Genomic DNA, 19,710 nt, shown 5'->3' with positions numbered 1-19,710 from the left:
CGACTACACCCACATCGGCGAAGAGCCGCTATTCGTACCGCCAAGACGAGCGGTGAAAGCGTGACGTCGATCGCGAAGAGGTTAGGGGTTCATCATGCGACCGCCTGGGAACACACTAGCTATTACGGCCGGTCCCGCCCAGATCAAAGTGCGAGTGCAGCGTCTGAAGGAAGCCGAACTCCTCTTCCGTGACAGCTTCGTTGTGTGCAACCTTGTTTCGAGTGCGATTGAGTTCGTTGAACCAGCCCGACCTGTTCCGCCAGGCTGCCTTCCTATCGCTTGGCAAAGTGTATGTCCGGTCGAAGAGCTCTAACCAGACAGCATTCCCTCCGTGTTGCATGACCTTCTGGTAGTCGATGAGGTAGAGGCAGTCCCACCAGTCAACGGTGACACCCGGACCTGCCTCGTACTGCTTCTCAGCTGCCCTCGTCGATCCGTCTCGAAAGATTGCCTGCGGAACGCCCGCGTGAATCCACTCCGACCCGTGCTTGTCCTGGAGTCGCCTCTTGATGTCCTGCCTCAAGAAGGTTTCTACCTCATTGAGCATCGTGTAGGAGTCAGCGTTGAACTGCTTCTCCTGGTTGAGCTTCCATTCTTCGTAACCTTCCGGTTCGAAGTTGGGAACTGTCTCGACGATGGCGCTTTGAAACTGTCGCAGGTACTTGGTCGGTCCCCCCGCCCCGAGCCATGTTCGGAAGGTGGCGATCTCATCAGGAGTCAGTCCATTTAGGTAGGTAACCAGGTGTGACAGGAGAGAGCGGACCTGAACGAATACATCATTCGGTGTCTGCTGGCGCGGGTCGGCCTTGCCCTCTTCTGAAAGGTGGTCGATGAAGTCACCCAGCAGACGCAGGATCGCTTCGACCCCAGCGTTGGTGAACACAAAACCGCCCTCGCCACGACCCTTGTTCCATTGACTTGGGAGCTCATCCCGCATGAAAGCGAAACACAACTCCAGGAACCCGATCAGGGGATCAATGGTGGTGTCGATGGAGCCACGGTAGAATGAACCCGGCTTCCTCATCTCGGTGCTGGTGAACTCGCCGATGAAGCGACCACGGTCCACTCCTCGACCAACTGCATCCAAACTGATGCAAAGGCGCTCGTTCGCCTTCTCTTCGCCAATGATAACGCGGCCACGCAGTGGAGAAGATTTTTGCTCGCCGAGCAGCTGGGCAACCTTGAGTTTGAGGGCTTGAGCCTGCCGCTTCTTGTCCGAGCTTTCCCATTCGAGATCAGCCTTCAAAGTCAGGCGCAGGTTCTTGGGTACTGCTTGTTGGTTCTCGTTTATGTCCATGAACATCTCAAGTTGCTTCGTGCCTGGCATGTCGACGAAAGCAACCACTGGAACTAGTTCGGAGTGCGCCCGGCTTGAGTGTGCATATCCGAAGAGTCGATGCTGCCCATCTACTATGTATACCGACCGGTACTTCGGCGGCAGATGCAGTAGGCCCAAAGTTGTCGAACCAGACTGCTTCTCCGACCTGTCGAAACGGAGAGGTCTACCGCCGTTGTCCACGTTGATGACCAGGGAGTTGGGAAAGAAGCCGCCGTCCTCAACGAACTCCGAGACCTTCTTGAGGCGCGACCGCTTGATGATCCGTTGGTAGGTCGGCATCCAGCGCATGTTGGCGTTGTTGCGATGGAGAACGTACGCGAGCTTGAGTAGTCGCTCCGGCTCAATGGCGAATGAGTAGTAAGTGTAGCCCCCCATCTTGCCTCGGATGGCGGGAACAGTTGCATCCATCGCCTCGATCTTCTGACCGTGGAATAGGTTCCCTAGCAGCTGGAACTTCGCTGCAGGCCCGAGATGGTCGGCAAGCTCGTGGTAGTAGTTCACGGCCTCTTCATCAAGGTACGCGATATCTGCCGCCCCCATTTTCGCCAGCGTGTCCTTGCTCACATAAATGTTGTTTGTGATGAACGCGAACTTGATCTTGTGTCCGGGAAACTGTTTGCGGAGCGCACCGATGAGGCCCGTCCGATATCCATTTATGGCTTCGATCTCTGGTTTGAATGTCTCTGTGCGCGGCTGCTCCCCGCCGGAGGACTTGCAATCGATGACGAGCACTACCTCGTCGTCGGCAGCCAACACGTTCACTTGTTTGCGCTCGTTGTCCCCCTTGCCGTAGGGGAGTTGGAGGGTACGTCCCAGGCTGAGCGAGTTGAACCCAAGGCGTGCGCACATCGCCCAGACGCGATCTTCGAAGGCCACGTCGTGCCTCTTCGGCTTGCGCATCCAGACGGAGTTCTTGAGTGTCTTGTCGAGAACCCAGCCATCTCCGCTGTTTTCATACTCCCCTTGACGGGCGTTTGGGATCTTCTCCCTCAGGTAGCCATCGAGTCTGCGGGTGATCTCGCGGCGCACCTGGCGGATTGGTAGAAGCTCGATTGGTTCGCTCATTTGGCGCCAATGTTGGTAAAGACGTACTCGTCCGCGCGACCTCGGCGGGCGTTGACACCGCCGATGACGTTCCGGCGCGCGACCGTTATCTTGCGCGCAAGCGGTGAGAAGAGTTCGTCGATGGACTTGTGTGCCGCGTTGGTCAGGATGAAGTTTGCGCCCCGTTCTGAAATTTCGTTGATGGACTTGGCGAGAAGTTTCTGATCTTCGAACGAGAATAGGTGTTGGTTGTACTTCACGAACCCGTTGTTATTGTGAGCGACAGTATACGGCGGATCGAGGAAGACGAGATCGCCTTCCTTCACGTCTCCGAGAGAGATCTCGAAGCTTCGTCCATTGAGTTCGACACCCTGCAAACGCTCGCTGACTTCTTTCAACCGCGCACGGTTAGGAATTCTCGTGTTCGTACGGTTGCCATAGGGAACATTATACTCTCCCTTTAGGTTCACTCGATAGATGCCGTTGTACGACGTGTGGTTCAGGTAGATGAATCGTGCAGCGAGATCGTCATTGGTCGTTGGTTTCGCGGCGCGGGCCGCGTAGTAGCAGTCCGACGTATTTTCGTACCGCATTAGGCGGTCGGCAACCCCCGAAGGGTTGTCACGCACGCGGCGATAGACAGTGATCAAGTCCATGTTGAGATCTGACAATCGGACCTGCCCGCCGGGCTTCAGTGCGAAGAAGACTGAACCGCCGCCGAGGAACGGCTCATGGTAGTCATCAAAGCGAATATTCTCGACCAGTTCCAAGATCTCCGGGACGAGCCAACGCTTACCTCCCGCCCACCGAAGAAAGGGGGTCTCGGCCTGCTTGCTCTTGACCTGGGCGATGGCTGTCTGAGCGTCGGTGCTCGTGGCGTCAGTCAAGTGATCTCCCAATGGTAGTCCTGTCCATCAAGACACTAGCGCCCACCGACGACCTTCCTGGGGATTGACCAGCCTCAGCGCCACGACCTTGTCGAATTTCTCTGTTGGCATCCTGCCGGGATCCCATCTCCCACCACGGAAGGTGCACGGATGGGTGGCGCCTGAGGTGTGTGGCCGGAGGACCGGGCTGGAAGGATGTCACCACGCCCAAACCGTTCCCCAAGGAGTTTCGTCAGGACGTGCTCCGCGTCACGCACTCGCGCGAGCCCGGCGTGACGATCGTTCAGATCGCGAAGGACTTCGGGATCCATGCCGGAACGCTCGAGAACTCGATGCGCCAGGAGCGCGTCGAGTCCGGCGAGCAGCCTGGGACGACCACGGCCGAGGCCGCCGAGCTGCGCGAGCTCCGCAAGCGCAATCGGCTCCTCGAGTAGGAGGTCGAGGTGCTGCGTCGGGCGACGGCGCATCTGTCGCAGGCGTATCGGCCGGGGAGATGATGTACCCGCTCGTTCGAGAGCTCGCTGCCGACGGGATCCCCGTGGTGGTGTCGTGCCGGGTGCTGAAGCTCGCTCGCCAGCCCTACTATCGCTGGTTGAAGAACCCGATCACGGACGCGGAGGTGACCGAGGCGTATCGCGCGAACGCGGCTCTTCGCGGATGAGGGTGTAGCGGGGGCGTGAGATCGCGGCGGCGTGGCGGCCGCCGGGACGAGGTCGAGGCCTTCCGAAGATGGAAGTTCTCACGCTCGCGACTCGAAAGACCTCGACGTGTCCCACGGTACCTTCGCCACCCCTGACCTGACTGCGTTCTGCCTCCTCGACGACCACGGCCTCACCGTCACCGGTCAGGAGATCTCCCCTGACAAGGCGGTGCTCGAGTGCCGCGTCGCCGACCGCGACCCGTTCTGTCGCAACTGCGGCACCGAGGGCGTCGCGCGCGGAACGCAGGCGCGCCGGCTAGCGCATGTCCCGCTCGGCTGGCGACCGACGACGCTCTTCGTCCGCGTCCGCCGGTTCGCCTGCTCCTCGTGCGAGACCATCTGGCGAGAGGACACCACGGCCGCGGCTGAGCCGCGCGGGAAGCTCACCCGCGCCGCGATCCGATGGACGCTGGAAGCGGTCGTCTGTCAGCATCTCCCGTCGCTCGCGTCGCGGAGTCGCTCGACGTGTCCTGGCATGCCGCCAACGACGCGATCCTCGCCGAAGGGCAGCGCATGCTGATCAATGATCCCAGCAGGTTCGACGGGGTGACCACCATCGGTGTCGACGAGCATGTCTGGCGCCACACACGCCTGGGCGACAAGTACGTGACCGTCATCATCGACCTCACGCCGACCCGGGAGAAGACCGGCCCCGCGCGACTGCTCGACATGGTGCCGGGCCGGTCGAAGCACGTGTTCAAGACCTGGCTCGCCGGTCGCCGCGCGGCCTGGCGTGACGGCATCGACGTGGTCGCGATGGACGGCTTCACCGGCTACAAGACCGCCGCTGGGGAAGAGGCCCCCGACGCGACAGCGGTGATGGACCCGTTCCATGTCGTCGCGCTGTTCGGTGACGCGCTCGACAAGACGAGGCAGCGTGTTCAACAGGAGACTCTCGGGCATCGCGGCCGGAAGGGCGACCTGCTCTACGGCTGCCGCCGCCTGCTCAGGACAGGGCTCGGGTTGCTGAAGCAGCATCAGCTCGCGAAGCTCGAGGCGGTGTTCGACCAGCACCCCGGTCATCTCGTCGTCGAGGTGACCTGGGACATCTACCAGCGCGCCGTCGCCGCCTATCGACACAGAGACCCCGCACGCGGCAAGAAGATCTTCGAGGCGGTGATCACGAAGCTCGCCAACGGCGTCCCGAAGGACTTGCCCGAGCTGATCACCCTCGGTCGGACCGTCAAACGGCGCTCGGCCGACATCCTCGCGTTCTTCGACCACCCCGGCACGTCCAACGGACCCTCGGAGGCCATCAACGGCCGACTTGAGCATCTCCGCGGCAACCGCCCTGGGGTTCCGGAATCTGACCCACTACATTGCCCGATCACTGCTCGAAGCCAGCGGCTTCAGGCCGCTACTACACCCTCAAACACGATGAGCCGCGAACGCGCTGTTCGACGCGCATCGGGACGACCCGGAGTTCGGGTATCGGCTCCTTGCCGACGAAGCCGCGTTCGAACACGACGAGACGATGGCGGACCGGACCGCGTGGCGGATCGCGTCGGCAAACGGCTGGTTCAGCGCGTTCGGGAAGGCGAAGGCCCGAGGGAAGGCCAAGAAGGCCGGCCCACCCGTGCATGACGACCTCGTCCAGCGCGCGTTCGTCGCGGACGCGCCGAACGGGCTCTGCCTCGCGGACATCACCGAGCACAAGACGGCTTGGATTCCAGCGATCGTCGCAACGGTGTGAACTACCCTGGACTCAGTAAAGCACTCATCCGCTCCGTCGGAGTATCTCAGTCGAGCGTCTTGCGCGGCCGGTCATTCAGCTCGTCGGCGATCGCGACGAGGGCCTCGGCGTCTTGAGTGCGGAGGTTTGTGCCTTTGGGGAGATACTGCCGGAGCAGCCCGTTGGTGTTCTCGTTCGTGCCGCGCTGCCAGGGTGAAGCCCGCTCGCAGAAGTAGACCGGCATGTCCATGGCGAGGGAGAAGGCTCGGTGCTCGCTCATCTCCGCGCCCTGATCCCAAGTGAGGGACTTCTTCAGAGCGGCCGGCATCCCCTGCAGGGCGGTGATGAGGCTGTCGCGAACAGCACCGGCAGTGCGCTCGATCGGAAGATGGCCGAGGACCACGTAGCATGTGGTCCTTTCAACGAGTGTCGCGACGGCTGAACCGCTGCCGGCGCCGACGATCAGGTCGCCCTCCCAATGCCCTGGGATCGTGCGGCCTTCGACGCCGGCGGGGCGCTGGGAGATCGGTGTCATCTCGTCGATGAACCTGCTCGTGCGCGTCTGCGGGTCACGACGCGGTTTGCGGCGCGAACGACCGCGACGCAGTGCGCCAGCCAACTCGCGTCTCAACTCTCCGTGCGCGTGGACGTAGACGGCCTGGTAGATCGTCTCGCAGCTCACGCGCATCCCCGGGTCATGGGGAAAGTCTCGCTGAAGCCGATGACGGATCTGCTCCGGCGACCATCGTTTCTTGAGCTTGGCGGCGACATAGTCCCGCAGAGGGCCGTCGACCGCGAGCTTCGCTGCCCGCGGGCGCTCACGCCGCTTCACGGAAACGCGGTGCGCCGTGTGAGGCAGATAGCCGCTCCTGCTGACGGTGTTGCGCCTCACTTCACGGCTAATCGTCGAAGGCGCCCGCCCCATCATCGCCGCGATCTTCCGGATCGACAGCCCCATCATCATCAGGTCCTTCAGCCGTTCTCGCTCGAGGAGGCTGAGGTAGCGGGCGTCGATGACCTGCCCGACGCGGGCAATGGGGACGCGTTCGCCTTGCACCCATTCGGTTCTCGGGTTCTTCACGTTCGCCAGTACCTCCTCGGGCCGGTAGAGCACCACTCTGCCGTCGGGATAGATCCGGCCCTTCGAGAACACGCGGATGCCCTTGTCCCAGTCCAGCGCCTGGTGGGATTCGACGCCCAGCCGTTGGGCGGCCTCGCGGCGCGATACGCCCTCACGTCGAAGCTTGAGGAACTCCTGCCGCTTCGCGTCCGCGTAAGCGCCCGTGAAGATCCCTGCCCTATGCGCCCAGGCGTAGCAGGTGACCCGGTTGAAGCCGAGTTCGCGTGCGACCGCCGAGACGTTGCCGCTCACAGCGAGCCGTCTGAAGAACTCTGCCTTGTCCTCCGGGGTGTGCTTGCGCTGCGTGCTCCGCGGCGTCGACAGCCCCGCCTGCTTCATCCATCGGTAGCCGCGATCCGGACTCACGCCGGCGGCCAGCGCAGCTGCCCGCACCGATCCGCCGCGATCGATTAACACCAGGAACGCCAACCTCTGCTGCTCCGTGTACTTCCTCGCCGGCATTTCTGCTCCTCGTCGCTGGTGTTGCGACGACTGCTGGAATCCAAGCGGACGAGGGCAAGCTCTACCTCTGCGCGATCAAGGACGTCTTCAGTGGCAAGATCGTCGGCTACTCGATCGACTCACGGATGAAGCCTCGTCTGGTCGTGAACGCGGTCAATAACGCCGCCGCGCTGCGCGGAGACGTCGCCGGTTGCGTGATCCACTCGGACCGCGGGAGCCAGTTCCGGTCACGGAAGGTGCGTCGAACGATCAGCCGCCACCGGATGGTGGGATCGATGGGCAGGGTGGGCGCGGCCGGCGACAACGCCGCCATGGAGAGCTTCTTCTCACTCCTGCAGAAGAACGTCCTCGACCGGCGCTCCTGGGCCACCCGAGACGAACTGCGGATCGCGATCGTGACGTGGATCAAGCGGACGTATCACCGTCGCCGTCGTCAGGCCGGGCTGGGGCGTGTGACGCCAGTCGAGTTCGAGTCCATGATGAACACGTCCCTGGCCCTCGCGGCCTAAAGATGAACTGTCACCCATTCGTGGATCAGACCCTCTCAGGATCTGACGGATTGCGTGCTTGCGGTCAGCCTCTGGGGCTGGCGATGAAACTTGGCACGGCGGACCCGACAGTATGCGATCGAGTAGATCACGCAGGAACGCCAAGGGGCGCCGACCGAAGTCGACGCCCCCTCCTGACCCTTAACTATCGAAGGTTGAACGAGCGCCCACAGCGGGAGCAGGACCGGACACCCAGTCCCACCTTCTGATAGGGGCCGTACTTCGTGCGGCAGTAGGGGCAGGTGACGTAGATCGGGCCACTGACCCGACGGGTGACCATCAGTGCTTCCAGTGCTTCGTCGCGTCCACGAGCTTGTATCTCATGTTCGGGCGAGGCGTCGGCGGCAAAGGCTCGCCCTTGGCCACCGTCCGCTCGGAATCCGTGCGACCTCCACGGGGGCCGACCAGCGCATACTGCCCCGACTTGTCGGCGATCTGACCGGGGCGCAGCCCGCCATTCTTGCTTGCCATGCTTCCTCCATAGGAGCTGTTGACGACACGCCCGCCATTTGGCGAACGCGACCGGTTGGCGTACCTTGGAGGAAGCATCCCCTCAACAAGGAGCTTCCGCCCCTTGAGTCAGTTGCCGCTGACTTGAGGGGCTTTTTCGTCGGTTACCCGCCGGTACGTCCTAGTCTACCGGCCGAGCGTGACATTTCACGGGGTCAGAGGCTCCGTAGTTACACCGGTGTAGTTCAAGGCCCGGTATTCAGACCTGTATCCACAGGCTCTCCACCGAAGCGTCCACAGTCAGCGGAGCAACATCGCAGGGCGCGATGCGTAGGAACTACTGGGAACCTCAAGCCTTCAAGGCGAGTTATCCACAGCTTCCGGCGCCGATACTCCCTTGAGAGTAGTCGCCGCAGAACGCCAGAATCGACAGTTCCATCGGCGTGTCGCAGGCAGTTTCGGCCGGAGCGCGTGCGCGCACTGGATTCCGTTCCGTTCTTCGAGCAGGGATGGAGTCGATGCGTCAGTGAAGCGCGCCCGAGATGCGATGCTGCCTTCATCTCGCTCCGCCAGCCTCCGCCGGATCCACCACCTTCACGAAATCGTCCAACCCCACGAAGTCATCGACATTGCGCGTCAGGAGCACCGCATCGACGCTGGCGGCCGTCGCGGCGATGAGCAGGTTCATCATCCTCGGGCAGGGCTTCCGGCCGATCGCCGCGACGGCCGCCGTCATCTGGCCGTGGATGCGCGCGACCGTCGCGTCGATGGCGACGGGGGAGAACTGAGCCTCCACGGCCTCGAGACGCTGCAGGCGCCTGCCGCGCTCGAAGTCGTCACGGGCGCATAGCACTCCGTAGTGCAACTCGGAAAGCGTCACCGCGCTGATGGCCACCTCCGAGCCGTGCGGCAGCGGAGGTATGCCGTCGATGAGGACATTGGTGTCGAGCAAATACCTCACGCCCCTGCGCCCTCCCACGGATCCCGCGGGGCACCGTCGGGCGGACGATCGCGCTCGCCCCAGGCGGGGAGGTGCGCGAGAGCGGCGGCGGCCTCCTTCGCGGGAATGAAGGTCTTCGGCTGTGGTGCGAGCGGGCTCAGCTGGGCGATGGGCTTGCCACGACGCGCCACCGTGAAGGATTCTCCAGCCTCGACGGCGCGCATCACCGCGGCGCTGTCGTTGCGCAGCTCTCGCTGGCTGATCGTCTTCATAGTTGCAAGGAGACGCTTGGTGCTACAGATGTGCTACAAGATCCCTGCCGCTCAATGCGCTGACGAGTGAGCAAGGCGTGGCCGTCCAAGAGAGTGCCTCGACCGACGGATCGACGACCTGGTGGCTGCACGGCGTGTACGGGCCGGTCACGGTGTGGTGGGAGCACTATCCAGGGGCGTGAAGCCGGCATGGAGGCGACCAGCGCCATTCGTCACGCCGTCGCGAGCTCCTTCACCCGCAGCCAGATGTTCGCCGAGGCGAACTCGTCCGGCGTCTGCGCGCGGATGATCTCCCGGACGTGATCGTCGAGTAGCTCGTCCGGCCAGAGAAACAGCGGTCGACCAAGTCGCTGCGTCTCCGTCCATGGCGGAGCGTCGTAGCCCAATTCGTGCAACTGCCACCGGTACGCAGTCCGCAGAAGGACGTCATACTCCCGAGGTCGGATTCGCGCCGGCTCGGCGGCGGCGAATACGAGGAGATCCTCGCCTGACTGATGAGCGCGGCGCAGGGCTTCCAGCGCTTGGGAGACCAGGCGCAGTGCGAAGTCGTGGTCGCCCGCGTCAAGTTCCTCTTGGATCCGTTCGGCGGCCGAGACAGGGCTCAGCTGCGTGATCATGCCGACGATGTTAGGGGAGCGAGGCGCGCATCGGGAGGGCGTCGAATCGCCACGTGGCGCCCGCCCTCGCGCGGTGGGAGGATCGCGGCATGTCTCCCGACCTCGTGCTGGACTTCGACGCGATCGCGCGCGTGTGCGAGCGGTTCGGCGTCGCGCGTCTGCGAGTGTTCGGGTCCGCTGTGACGGATCGGTTCGATCGCGAGCGAAGCGATGTCGATCTGCTCGTCGAGTTCGGCGAGGGCATCGAACGCACGTTCCGCGACTTCTTCGCGCTCAAGGATGCGCTCGAGGAGGTCATCGGGTATCCGGTGGATCTCATTCAGCCGCGCAACGTTCGGAACCCCTACATCGCCCAGAATTTACCGGCGCCCGCGAGCTCTACGCAGTGTGAGATTCACCCGCTCACACGGCATCCGACTGCAGGTGCCCTCGCCGAGACGGAACCGCGACGGTGTGATCCCCGTCGCGCGCGATGCGTCGCACGCGCTCGACCGCGCGGGCGCGCTCGGCCCCGATTCGCACCATCCACTCGCCGACGAGTAGGTTGCCGTCGTCGCCCTCCGTGGCGATGCCCGACACCGTGAACTCGCCGTAGGGGTGCACGAAGAAGTCGACCGAGATGAGATCGCCGTGTGCGAGCGAATCGTGCGCGGTCTCCTCGCCGCGAGGCGACGGGATCCCGTCCGCGATCAGACGCAGGTCGCTCGTCGGGGCGCGCGTCGGCTCGCCGGACTTCTTGTCCGCGACGAGCGGCCCGGCGATGATCCGCCCGGCGACGAGGAGGTCACCGGCGATGCCGATGTGCACCGTGCTCACGCACTCGACGTCGCCGTACCGGCTCGTGCGGAACAGGGCATGCACCGGCTCGCCTTCCTCCAGCGCTCCCAGATCGGTCTTCATGCCCTGCACATCGCGCCGGGCGGGGAACGAGAGGAAGTCAGCCATGGGGTGGAGCCTATCGGCCCGCGGGAAACGGGCGGGGAGGGCCTGGCGCTCACATCCATGTCCCCACCGCGCTGACTGGCTGCGTGCCGTGGGGCGACCCACGAACAACGCCGCAGTTACTCGTGTTTGTGAGTGCTAAACCTGAATAACGCGTGCAATCTACGATCACCCCGTCATGGCGGCGCGCGAGATCGAACGGCTCTCCGCATCGTCCGAGCAGCAGACGTACCGTGCCATCGACCGGCTGGTGGACGCCGGGTTCATCCGCGAGATCACGGGGCGCAAGCGCAACCGCGTGTGGGTCGCGGCCGAGCTTCTCGCTGAACTCGATGACCTCGATCGCCGGATCGCGCGCGAGATGGTCGTCTGAGGGGCTGCGGATCCGGTCAGCCTGTGGATAACCCGATTCCGGCGCCGCAACGCCGCAAGACTGGTCATCACCATGCGCGCCGCGTCAAGAAGCCCTTGACGCGTCAACCTGGAGTTGACACCGTTGCGAGTAGGAGATTCCGCCCGGAAGCACGGCGTCGCGGATGGCAACAGTTCTACGACTACCTATGAAGATCACCTCAGACGACACCGGCCTCGATGCTCTCGAACCGGCCGTGACGCCTGCCCGAGACGCCGTGCATTTCCGACGCATCATCGCGGCTCGCGAGCGCATCGACGAGGCCGAACGCGAGCTCGTCGGCGCCGTGCGCGACGCCCGTGCAGCGGGCGACTCCTGGACGATCATCGGCGCCGCGCTGAACGTCACACGCCAGGCGGCGCAGCAGCGATTCGGGCGCTGACGAGTTCACGGCCGAGCGATGCGGGGTCGGGGAGGCGGAACTCGACGCCCCGAGGGTTCAGCGAAGACGATCTCGACTTCGGACATCGCCGCGCGATCACCGTGCGTCGTTCGCGATCTGAGAGGATCCCCACATGCCCCACGCCACAGGCGCCGCTCTCGACGCCCTCGTCGCCCGCGTCTCGTCGGCGGCGATGGGATCCCGCTTCCTTCTCGGCATCGCGGGCAGCCCCGGGAGCGGCAAGACGAGCCTCGCGACGGCGCTCGTCGACCGCCTCAACGCTCGCGCGGAGGGGAGCGCCGTGCACCTGCCGATGGACGGGTTCCACCTCGCGAACTCGACTCTCGACCGGCTCGGCATCCGCGGGCGCAAGGGCGCGATCGACACCTTCGACGGCTGGGGCTTCGTCGCGCTGCTCGACCGGGTGCGCGGCGAGACGGATCACACCGTGTACGCGCCGAGCTTCCGCCGTACCGTCGACGAGGGCGTGGCGGGCGAGATCGCGATCGAGCCGTCCGCGCGCGTCGTCGTCGTGGAGGGCAACTACCTGCTCGCCGAGCAGGATCCGTGGATCCGCGTCGCCGACCGCCTCGACGTCGCATGGTTCTGCGCGACGCCCGTCGAGGAGCGCGAGCGCCGCCTCATCGAGCGGCACACGCGCCACGGTCGCAGCGTCGAGGCGGCGACGGCGTTCGCCCGCGACGTCGACGGCGCGAACGCCCGCCTCATCGAGCCGACGGCCCGCCGCGCCGAGCTCGTCGTCTCGGGCGTGACCTGAGAGGCATGACGGTTCACGGGTGCGGAGTGGTCGTTCTCGGCGCGTGAGGCGACCGTTCGGCACCCGCGAACTGCCGGGCGACGTACACCGGTCCGACGGTCGCGGCAGGAGCGTACGCATGTCGGACCTCCCTGGGATGCTCGTGCGATGGACGCCGGTGAGACGCGCAGCTTCCCGCCGCGGGCCTTCGTCGACGAGTCCTCCGCAGCGCGTCCGGGCGGGAAGCAGGTGTACCTCGTCTGCGCGGCGATCCTCGAGACCAGTCGGCTCTCCGCGGAACGCGAGGCACTCATGCCGCTGTTGCGCCCTGGGCAGCGAAAGCTCCACTGGCGCGACGAGAGCGCGGTGGGTCGCCGACGCGTCGCAGACCTTCTGGCCGAGAGGCAGCTGATGAGTGCTGTGGTGACGCACGTCGCCCTGGAAGCACGCTCCGCCGCGCAGAACGCTCGCGACCTCGCGCACATCATCGGCTTGCAGAACCAAGGCCTCGATCGGCGACTGAGAATCGAGCATGTCCGCGGCGCGGACGAACCTCTTCTGTGGATCCCCGATGCGGTTCTCGGAGCGGTGAACGCCTCCGCCCTGGGCGAGCCCGCCTATCTCGAGGCGTTGCGCGACACCATCGTCCTCGACGTACGCACGCCTGACTCCGATCTGCCCTGAACGGCGAAGGGCCCGAGTGCCAGTCGTCCGGCTGGCGTCCTCGGGCCTTCTTCCACTCCCGTCGTAACGGGCGGCGGGTCCATTCCAGCGGCGAAGACGACGAACGGCAGGGCAGTGATCGAGTCGTCTCCGCGTGACAGTTCGCGGGTGCGGAGTGGTCGTTCTCGGCGCGTGAGGAGACCGTTCGGCACCCGTGGGGAGCGAGCGCCATAATGGGGGACATGCACCACCAGGACGCCTTCCGAGGGCACCTACCGTAGCCCCGGTCCGTCCTTCGCCGAGGGGTTGCGGGCCGGGGCTGGTCACCCTCGGAGGTCCCCGTGTCCCGCACGGATGCTCACACCCCGCTCCACGTCCGCGTCGCCCGTGGCGACATCGGCCACGTCGAGCACCACGATCATGTTGATGGATCCTGCGACCTTCCGTCCGCGAAGGACGAGATCGCCTTCCGCGGATGGCTCCGCACCCGCTGCCGCCGCAAGTGGGTCTTCGACGGCACGCGCGTGTGCTCGTGCGAGATGTGCCACGTGGGATCCGCACGTCGCGCCGAGCGCCGCCGCTCGCGTCAGGCTGCGCGCCGTGACGCCCGCGCCGCCGTGCACGCGTGGAACTCCACGGGGTCCGCGCCCGGCGCATGATCGTTCCCGAGTGCGGATCCGCCCCTGATCACGCGTAGGACGGCGGATCCGCACTCGGGAAGTGCGGGGAGGGGCAGGACGGCACTCGAGGAGCGCGGCCCCTCACTCCACGACGCGCCGCACGAACCCCACGACCCCGCGGATCCACTCCGCCTCGACGTGCGGGGCGGCGACCGTGTGGGTCATCTCGGCGAGGTGCACCGCGGCGCTCCCGCCCGCCCGCTCGACCCCCGCGCAGAGCTCGAGCCCGCCGTCGGCGATCTCGTCGTGCCGCGCCACGACCGCATGCACGGGCGGCAGCGATCCGAGCGACGGGCTGAGGGCGGGGGAGACCAGCGGATCCTCCGGGGCGGCGTCGCCGAGGTAGCCGCGCAGCTGGCCCTGGCGCTCGTCCCATGCGCCTGGGTCGTCGCGCATCACGGCCGGGGCCGCGTCGAGGCGCAGCGACGGCACGATGAGGGCGAGGCCCGCCAGCGGATCGCGTGCGCCGAGTTCCGCGAGCGCGACGGCCGCCGCGATGTTCGCGCCCGACGAGGTCCCGACGAGCGCGATCCGCCGCGGATCCAGGTCGCCGCCGATGTGCCCGCCGCGCACGGCCGCGAGCACGCCCCGCACATCGTCGATCGACGCGGGGAAGGGGTGCTCGGGTGCGAGCCGGTAGTCCACGTTCAGCACCGTCGCGCCGCCCGCGGTGAGCTGATCGACGAGATCGCGGTCGATCAGGCGCGCAGCGCGCCCGCCGCCCATCCAGAACCCGCCCCCGTGCAGCCGCACGACGACGGCACCCGACGGATCCGCGGGCGCCGTGACCGACACATCCACGTCGACGCGCCCCGCGACCTTCACGTGGATCTCCGACCGCCGCAGATCCTCCGGCACCGGCGGCAGCAGCTCGTGCGCCGTCGTCCCGAACAGGCGCTTCGACGCGCGATCCACCAGCTCGCGGTGCGCGAGCGCGTGCGCATCGGCGTCTCGTCGCGCGGCCGCGATCCGCTCCCGCCACGCGTCCGGCGACTCGTCGGGACCCCGTTCGAAGCGCGGCAGCGCCGGCGCGGGGGACGCCCTGATCTCGGAGAGCAGCCGGCGCAGATCGGCGGTCGCGTCGCGCTTGGCCGTGGGATCCGCGGCGCTCGCGCGCGTTGCCCCGGATGTCGTGCCCGGCCTGGCTGCGCCCGCTGCCTGCGCGGCGTCCGCGGCGTCAACCGACTTCGCTGCCCGCGTCGCGCTCGCTGACTCTGTCGCGCCCGCAGTACGTGCGCCGCCGGCCGCGTCGCCCCCCTCCGCAGCCCCACCCCTCACGTCGTGATCCCCTCGACCAGATCCGGTGTGAGCAGCACCCGCTCCTGCGGGGCCGCGCGATCCTGGAGCAGCGCCAGCAGCTGCCGGGCGCCGATCCGGCCCGACTCCGCGAGCGGCTGCCGCACGGTCGTCAGCCCGAGGGCCTCGACGGTGTCGCCGCCGTCCCAGCCGATCACGCCGACGCGCTCCGGCACGGCGACCCGGCGCGCGCGCAGGCCGGCGAGGATCCCCGCCGCGAGCGTGTCGTGCCCCGCGAGCACGCCCACGCGCTCCTCCCGGGCGAACGTCGCGATCGCGTCGGCGGCGTGGCGCCCCGCCGTCACATCGCCCGAGCGTGCGGTGATGCGCGTGACGTGATCCTCGGGGATCCCGCGATCCGCGAGCGCGTGCAGGAAACCCGAGAGGCGCCGCGTGCCCTGCGCGATGTAGTCATGAGACACCTGCCCCTCCGTCACGTACACGAACCGCGTGAAGCCCCGCGCGAGCAGGTGCTCGCTCGCGATGCGCGTGCCGTGCGCCTCGTCGAGCACGACCGACGGGAACCGCGGATGCGTCGAGTCGACGAGCACGGTCGGCAGCTCGCGGTCGATGAGGCGCTCGCCGAGCCCGGTGTCGATCGGCACGCCCATCACGATGAGGCCGTCGAGCGACGCCGACAGCGGCAGCGTCGACAGGCGCGGCGAGGGGCTGCGGCTCGCGGACGGATGGTCGAATACGACGACGTCGATCCGCTCCGCCTCGCACGCGTCGAGCACGCCGCCCAGCCGCATCGCGTACGAGGGATACGCGCGGAACGGCGCGACGACGCCGATCTGCTTGCGCGCCGTCGGCGCCTTGCCGTTCGCCGTGCGGGCCGGCACATAGCCGAGCTTGTCGGCCGCCGCGAGCACCCGCGCGCGCGTCTCCGCCGACACGCGCGCGGGTCGGTTCATCGTGTGCGACACCGTCGCGATCGACACCCCCGCCTCGCCCGCGACATCGTGGATCGTGACCGAGCGCGTCATGCGACGTACCGCTCGGCCGCGAGCGAACGGCCGCGCTGCACGGCCGGATCCGGGATCGGCGCCGCCTCGAGCAGCGAACGCGTATACGCGTGCTGGGGGCGCAGGATCACGTCGCGGGCGCTGCCGCGCTCGACGATGGATCCGCGGTGCATCACCGCGACATCGTCGCAGAAGCTGCGCACGACCGACAGGTCATGCGAGATGAACAGGTAGGCGACGCCGAGCTCGTCCTGCAGCTCCGACAGCAGGCTCAGCACCTGCTCCTGGATCGTCAGATCGAGCGCGCTCACCGGCTCGTCGCACACGATCAGCTCGGGGCGCAGCACGATCGCGCGGGCGATCGCGACTCGCTGGCGCTGCCCGCCGGAGAACTGGGCCGGATGCCGATCGGCCGCGCTCGCCGGCAGGCCGACCCGCTCGAGGGCGTCCGCGACGTCGCGCCGCGCGTCGGCCGCCGAACGGCCGTGTGCGAGCGTGAGCGGCTCGGCGAGCGTCGATCCGATGGTGCGGACGGGGTTAAGCGATCCGTACGGATCCTGGAAGATCACCTGCACGCGGCGGCTCAGCTCGCGGCGGCGCCGGGCCGAGATGCCCACGAGCTCCTCGTCGCCGAGGCGGATGCTGCCCGACGTCGCCTCCACGAGGCCGACGATCGCGTTTCCGATGCTCGACTTGCCGGATCCGGATTCGCCGATGAGGCCGAGCGTGCGCCCGCGGCGGAGGTCGAGGTCGACGCCGTCGACCGCCGTCGACAGGATCGACCGGCCCCGCGCATCGCGACCGGGATACTCGATGCGCAGATCGCGCACCGCGAGCAGCGGATCCGTCGCGGGCCTCGCGGCGCGCACGTCGAGCCGCGCGGGATCCGCCTGGAGCATCGCGCGCGTGTGCGCATGGGCGGGGCGCGCGAAGATCTGCTCCGCGGGCGCCTCCTCGACGATCCGGCCGTCGCGCAGCACGATCACGCGGTCGGCGATGTCGGCGACGACGCCCCAATCGTGTGTCACGAGCAGCAGCGACATCGACTCGTCGGCGTCGCAGAGCCGGTGCAGCAGCGCGAGGATCTCGGCCTGCACCGTCACGTCGAGCGCCGTCGTCGGCTCGTCGGCGACGAGGATCCGCGGCTCGGCGCTGAGCGCCGCGGCGATCACGACGCGCTGCGCCATGCCGCCCGACAGCTGGTGCGGATACCGGCGCGCGACGGCCTGCGGATCCGGGATCTGCACGCGCTCGAGCAGCTCGATCACGCGCTCCCGCGCGGTGCGCTGGTCGACGCCCTGGTGCAGGCGCACGAGCTGGGCGAGCAGATCGCCGACGCGCATCGACGGATCCAGCGACGGCTGCGGATCCTGCGTGATGTAGCCGAAGAGCTCCATGCGCAGGCGGCGCATCTTCTCGGCATCTCCCGCGATGACCTCGCGGCCGTCGACGACGATCCGGCCCGACGCGACGCGGGTGCCGCGGCTGAGCCCGAGGAGCGCGAGGGATGTGACCGACTTGCCGGATCCCGATTCGCCCACGAGGCACAGGGTCTCGCCGGCGTCGAGCGCGAACGAGACGTCCTCGACGAGCGTGACGGGGCCGGTCGGCGAGTCGACGACGATCGTGAGGTTCGTCACCTCGAGCAGGGCACCGGATCCGCCCCGCGCGGACGGCGCCGCCGCCGGCTCGACGCGCGAGGCGCGGATCCGCTTCCGTGGGGATCCCGTCCACCGCTCGGCGACCGCATCGCGCACGCTGTCGCCCACGAGCATGAGCGCCATGATCGTGACGATGATCGCGCCGCCCGTCGGGACGAGCAGCCACGGCGAGCGGCTGATGTTCTCGCTCGCGGTCTGCACCATGTTGCCCCAGCTCGGGGCCGGCAGCTGCACGCCGAATCCGAGATAGCCGAGGCCCGTCTCGGAGATGATGACGGCGCCCGAGAAGATCGTCGCCTGCACGATGATCGGGCCGGCGAGGCGCGGCAGGATGTGGCGCACCGTGATCTGCGTCTCGGTCAGCCCCATCGTGCGCGCGCCCCGCACGAACAGCTCGTTCCGCACGGTCCTCGTCGTGCCGCGGACGACGCGGATCAGCAGGGGGCTCGTCAGGATGCCGAAGGCGATCATCGCGACGGACATGTTGCCGGGCACGATCGACAGCATCACGAGCAGGATGATGAACGCGGGAACGCTGAGGAGGATCTCGGCGGCGCGCACGATGATCGTGTCCACGACGCCGCGCGACATCCCCGCGACGAGGCCGAGGGTCGTGCCGAGCGCGAGGAACACCGCCAGCGCCTGCACGACGCCGAGCATCGTGACCCGACCCCCGTAGAGCAGCCGCGAGAGCACATCCCGCCCGAGGTCGTCCGTGCCGAGGGGATGCGCGAGGCTCGGGCCCGAGAACGTGTTCAGCAGATCCTGCGCGACGGGCGAGTACGGGGCGATCGCCGGCGCGAACGCGACCGCGAGGGCGAGGATCGCGAGGATCGCGGCGCACACGACGAACTGCGTGCGCGAGAGCAGGATCCGCCACAGCGGCGGGACGGCGCGGACGTCGCGCGGCATGCGCACCACCTCGGTGCGCTCCTCGACGGGCGTGGTCATGCGTTCTCCTTCACGTTCAGCCGCGCGTACACGAGCTCGACGACAAGGTTCGTCACGATGATGACGATCGTGAAGATGAGGGTGATCGCCTGCACGACGGGGATGTCGTGCAGGAGGGTCGCGCTGACGGAGTAGCCGGCGAAGCCGGGGATCACGAAGACGCTCTCGACGAGCACCGTCCCGCTCGTGAGCCCGACCATCTTCATCCCGAGGATCGTGACGATCGGCACGGCCGCCCCGCGCAGGGCGTGGCGCCACAGGATCCGCCGCTCGCTCACGCCGTGCGCGCGCAGCAGCACGATGTACGGCTGCGCGAGCTGCTCGGCGACGGCGTCGCGCGTCTGCTTCGCGAGCAGCGCCGTGCCGCCGATCGTGAGCGTGACGACGGGGAGCGCCATGTGGGCGAGCCACGGCCCGACGCCGTCGACGATCGGGGTGTAGCCGCTCGTCGGGAGGATCCGCAGCTGCACCGCGAACACCGTCGCGAGCACGAGCCCGATCCAGAAGCTCGGCACGGCGGATCCGACGACGCTGCCCACATCCGCCGCCTTCCCGACGACGCCGGGGCGCGCTGCGCCGATCACGCCGAGCGCGATGCCGAGGATCGACGCGCAGACGAACGTGCTGATCATCAGCGCGAGGGTCGGCTCCACCCGATCCGCGAGCACCTGCGCGACGGGCACGCCCGTGACGACCGAATCGCCGAGATCGCCGCGGAACAGGCCGCCGATCCAGCGGCCGTACTGCTGCCACAGCGGAAGGTCGAGGCCCAGGGTCGCGCGGACCTGCTCGTACCGCTCCTGCGACGCGGTCGGTCCGACGATCGCCCGCGCCGCGTCGCCCGGGGTGAGCGAGACGAGGACGAAGATCAGCGCCGAGATGACGAAGAACAGGATGACGCTCATGACGAGCCAGTTGACGAAGCGCCTCAGCGGCACGGTGACTCCCTC

Annotated in this window: 19 protein-coding genes and 4 pseudogenes; 11 read left to right on the top strand and 12 right to left on the bottom strand. The window is 67.1% G+C overall.

The genetic code is table 11. The features are described 5' to 3' along the window. Positions 1 to 115: 115 nt before the first annotated feature. Positions 116 to 2,404: a DGQHR domain-containing protein gene (locus tag GB932_RS02605; protein ID WP_156759159.1), complete on the bottom strand. Its 2,289-nt coding sequence runs from the start codon at positions 2,402 to 2,404 to the stop codon at positions 116 to 118. Beyond that, entirely contained in the window at positions 2,401 to 3,270 is an 870-nt protein-coding gene (locus GB932_RS02600) for a DNA adenine methylase (protein WP_197517262.1), read from the bottom strand. The genes GB932_RS02605 and GB932_RS02600 overlap by 4 nt, the downstream gene beginning before the upstream one ends. Before the next feature lie 170 nt (positions 3,271 to 3,440). On the opposite strand from GB932_RS02600, the gene GB932_RS02595 reads away from it, so the two are divergent. The 4 genes and pseudogenes from GB932_RS02595 to GB932_RS21490 all read left to right on the top strand — a co-directional run. Continuing rightward, positions 3,441 to 3,704, top strand: coding sequence for a transposase (locus tag GB932_RS02595; RefSeq protein ID WP_156759158.1), 264 nt, complete (start codon positions 3,441 to 3,443; stop codon positions 3,702 to 3,704). 59 nt (positions 3,705 to 3,763) lie between these two features. Beyond that, entirely contained in the window at positions 3,764 to 3,931 is a 168-nt protein-coding gene (locus GB932_RS02590; protein WP_156759157.1) for a hypothetical protein, read from the top strand. A gap of 106 nt (positions 3,932 to 4,037) precedes the next feature. Then, a pseudogene (locus GB932_RS02585) lies at positions 4,038 to 5,351 on the top strand (ISL3 family transposase). 156 nt (positions 5,352 to 5,507) lie between these two features. Next, a pseudogene (locus GB932_RS21490) lies at positions 5,508 to 5,630 on the top strand (IS3 family transposase); the annotation flags it as partial. Positions 5,631 to 5,709: 79 nt separating this feature from the next. Here the strand turns inward: GB932_RS21490 and GB932_RS02575 are convergent. Further along, positions 5,710 to 7,101 carry an IS30 family transposase gene (locus GB932_RS02575; RefSeq protein WP_438616694.1) on the bottom strand — a complete coding sequence of 464 codons (1,392 nt, stop codon included), beginning with the start codon at positions 7,099 to 7,101 and terminating at the stop codon, positions 5,710 to 5,712. Between the two features lie 170 nt (positions 7,102 to 7,271). Between GB932_RS02575 and GB932_RS02570 the strand changes: the two are divergent. Further along, a pseudogene (locus GB932_RS02570) lies at positions 7,272 to 7,733 on the top strand (transposase); the annotation flags it as partial. Between the two features lie 318 nt (positions 7,734 to 8,051). On the opposite strand, the gene GB932_RS02565 reads toward GB932_RS02570, so the two are convergent. From GB932_RS02565 to GB932_RS02550, 4 genes are all read right to left on the bottom strand, one after another. After that, on the bottom strand, positions 8,052 to 8,243 hold the full coding sequence (locus tag GB932_RS02565; RefSeq protein WP_156759155.1) for a hypothetical protein: 192 nt from the start codon (positions 8,241 to 8,243) through the stop codon (positions 8,052 to 8,054). 535 nt (positions 8,244 to 8,778) lie between these two features. After that, entirely contained in the window at positions 8,779 to 9,174 is a 396-nt protein-coding gene (locus tag GB932_RS02560; RefSeq protein WP_438616692.1) for a type II toxin-antitoxin system VapC family toxin, read from the bottom strand. Positions 9,175 to 9,179: 5 nt separating this feature from the next. Continuing rightward, positions 9,180 to 9,434: a type II toxin-antitoxin system Phd/YefM family antitoxin gene (locus GB932_RS02555; RefSeq protein ID WP_156759153.1), complete on the bottom strand. Its 255-nt coding sequence runs from the start codon at positions 9,432 to 9,434 to the stop codon at positions 9,180 to 9,182. 212 nt (positions 9,435 to 9,646) lie between these two features. After that, the gene (locus GB932_RS02550) at positions 9,647 to 10,051 is read right to left on the bottom strand and encodes a hypothetical protein (RefSeq protein WP_156759152.1); all 405 of its coding nucleotides are present in this window, start codon (positions 10,049 to 10,051) and stop codon (positions 9,647 to 9,649) included. Between the two features lie 89 nt (positions 10,052 to 10,140). Here GB932_RS02550 and GB932_RS20490 point away from each other — a divergent pair. Then, positions 10,141 to 10,395, top strand: a pseudogene (locus tag GB932_RS20490) (nucleotidyltransferase family protein); the annotation flags it as partial. 58 nt (positions 10,396 to 10,453) lie between these two features. Here the strand turns inward: GB932_RS20490 and GB932_RS19345 are convergent. Continuing rightward, a complete protein-coding gene (locus GB932_RS19345) occupies positions 10,454 to 10,996 on the bottom strand; it encodes a hypothetical protein (RefSeq protein ID WP_156759151.1) in 543 nt (180 codons plus the stop codon). Between the two features lie 175 nt (positions 10,997 to 11,171). On the opposite strand from GB932_RS19345, the gene GB932_RS02535 reads away from it, so the two are divergent. The 5 genes from GB932_RS02535 to GB932_RS02515 all read left to right on the top strand — a co-directional run bounded on the left by GB932_RS02535 (position 11,172) and on the right by GB932_RS02515 (position 13,866). After that, a complete protein-coding gene (locus GB932_RS02535; protein WP_197517258.1) occupies positions 11,172 to 11,366 on the top strand; it encodes a hypothetical protein in 195 nt (64 codons plus the stop codon). Between the two features lie 187 nt (positions 11,367 to 11,553). Further along, positions 11,554 to 11,787: a hypothetical protein gene (locus GB932_RS02530; protein WP_156759150.1), complete on the top strand. Its 234-nt coding sequence runs from the start codon at positions 11,554 to 11,556 to the stop codon at positions 11,785 to 11,787. A 133-nt stretch (positions 11,788 to 11,920) separates the two neighbouring features. Then, on the top strand, positions 11,921 to 12,565 hold the full coding sequence (locus tag GB932_RS02525; protein WP_156759149.1) for a nucleoside/nucleotide kinase family protein: 645 nt from the start codon (positions 11,921 to 11,923) through the stop codon (positions 12,563 to 12,565). A gap of 147 nt (positions 12,566 to 12,712) precedes the next feature. Continuing rightward, a complete protein-coding gene (locus GB932_RS02520; RefSeq protein WP_156759148.1) occupies positions 12,713 to 13,228 on the top strand; it encodes a hypothetical protein in 516 nt (171 codons plus the stop codon). A gap of 320 nt (positions 13,229 to 13,548) precedes the next feature. Then, on the top strand, positions 13,549 to 13,866 hold the full coding sequence (locus GB932_RS02515; RefSeq protein ID WP_156759147.1) for a hypothetical protein: 318 nt from the start codon (positions 13,549 to 13,551) through the stop codon (positions 13,864 to 13,866). 102 nt (positions 13,867 to 13,968) lie between these two features. Here GB932_RS02515 and GB932_RS02510 read toward each other — a convergent pair whose 3' ends face one another. The 4 genes from GB932_RS02510 to GB932_RS02495 are packed head-to-tail and all read right to left on the bottom strand — an operon-like array spanning position 13,969 to position 19,698. Beyond that, positions 13,969 to 15,165 (bottom strand): alpha/beta hydrolase fold domain-containing protein, encoded by a 1,197-nt coding sequence (locus GB932_RS02510; protein WP_156759146.1) that lies wholly within the window; start codon positions 15,163 to 15,165, stop codon positions 13,969 to 13,971. Continuing rightward, complete coding sequence (locus GB932_RS02505) at positions 15,162 to 16,169, bottom strand: LacI family DNA-binding transcriptional regulator (protein WP_156759145.1); 1,008 nt, start codon at positions 16,167 to 16,169, stop codon at positions 15,162 to 15,164. Before GB932_RS02505 ends, GB932_RS02510 begins: the two co-directional genes overlap by 4 nt. After that, positions 16,166 to 18,760 (bottom strand): ABC transporter ATP-binding protein/permease, encoded by a 2,595-nt coding sequence (locus GB932_RS02500; RefSeq protein WP_156759144.1) that lies wholly within the window; start codon positions 18,758 to 18,760, stop codon positions 16,166 to 16,168. The genes GB932_RS02505 and GB932_RS02500 overlap by 4 nt, the downstream gene beginning before the upstream one ends. Beyond that, positions 18,757 to 19,698: an ABC transporter permease gene (locus GB932_RS02495; RefSeq protein ID WP_156759143.1), complete on the bottom strand. Its 942-nt coding sequence runs from the start codon at positions 19,696 to 19,698 to the stop codon at positions 18,757 to 18,759. Before GB932_RS02495 ends, GB932_RS02500 begins: the two co-directional genes overlap by 4 nt. Positions 19,699 to 19,710: the final 12 nt, after the last annotated feature.

Origin of the sequence: Microbacterium karelineae, from assembly GCF_009745985.1 — a bacterium.
GTDB classification, from domain to species: Bacteria; Actinomycetota; Actinomycetes; order Actinomycetales; family Microbacteriaceae; genus Microbacterium; species Microbacterium karelineae.
Note: the sequence above shows the minus strand (reverse complement) of the source record. Positions and strands in the feature narration are given on the sequence as shown.

Bases quoted from the DNA above. Each gene is read 5' to 3' on its own strand.
- GB932_RS02605 (WP_156759159.1), bottom strand. From the start codon at position 2,404: ATGAGCGAACCAATCGAGCTTCTACCAATCCGCCAGGTGCGCCGCGAG.
- GB932_RS02590 (WP_156759157.1), top strand. From the start codon at position 3,764: ATGATGTACCCGCTCGTTCGAGAGCTCGCTGCCGACGGGATCCCCGTG.
- GB932_RS02575 (WP_438616694.1), bottom strand. From the start codon at position 7,101: ATGAAGCAGGCGGGGCTGTCGACGCCGCGGAGCACGCAGCGCAAGCAC.
- GB932_RS02565 (WP_156759155.1), bottom strand. From the start codon at position 8,243: ATGGCAAGCAAGAATGGCGGGCTGCGCCCCGGTCAGATCGCCGACAAG.
- GB932_RS02555 (WP_156759153.1), bottom strand. From the start codon at position 9,434: ATGAAGACGATCAGCCAGCGAGAGCTGCGCAACGACAGCGCCGCGGTG.
- GB932_RS02550 (WP_156759152.1), bottom strand. From the start codon at position 10,051: ATGATCACGCAGCTGAGCCCTGTCTCGGCCGCCGAACGGATCCAAGAG.
- GB932_RS19345 (WP_156759151.1), bottom strand. From the start codon at position 10,996: ATGGCTGACTTCCTCTCGTTCCCCGCCCGGCGCGATGTGCAGGGCATG.
- GB932_RS02535 (WP_197517258.1), top strand. From the start codon at position 11,172: ATGGCGGCGCGCGAGATCGAACGGCTCTCCGCATCGTCCGAGCAGCAG.
- GB932_RS02530 (WP_156759150.1), top strand. From the start codon at position 11,554: ATGAAGATCACCTCAGACGACACCGGCCTCGATGCTCTCGAACCGGCC.
- GB932_RS02525 (WP_156759149.1), top strand. From the start codon at position 11,921: ATGCCCCACGCCACAGGCGCCGCTCTCGACGCCCTCGTCGCCCGCGTC.
- GB932_RS02520 (WP_156759148.1), top strand. From the start codon at position 12,713: ATGGACGCCGGTGAGACGCGCAGCTTCCCGCCGCGGGCCTTCGTCGAC.
- GB932_RS02505 (WP_156759145.1), bottom strand. From the start codon at position 16,169: ATGACGCGCTCGGTCACGATCCACGATGTCGCGGGCGAGGCGGGGGTG.
- GB932_RS02500 (WP_156759144.1), bottom strand. From the start codon at position 18,760: ATGACCACGCCCGTCGAGGAGCGCACCGAGGTGGTGCGCATGCCGCGC.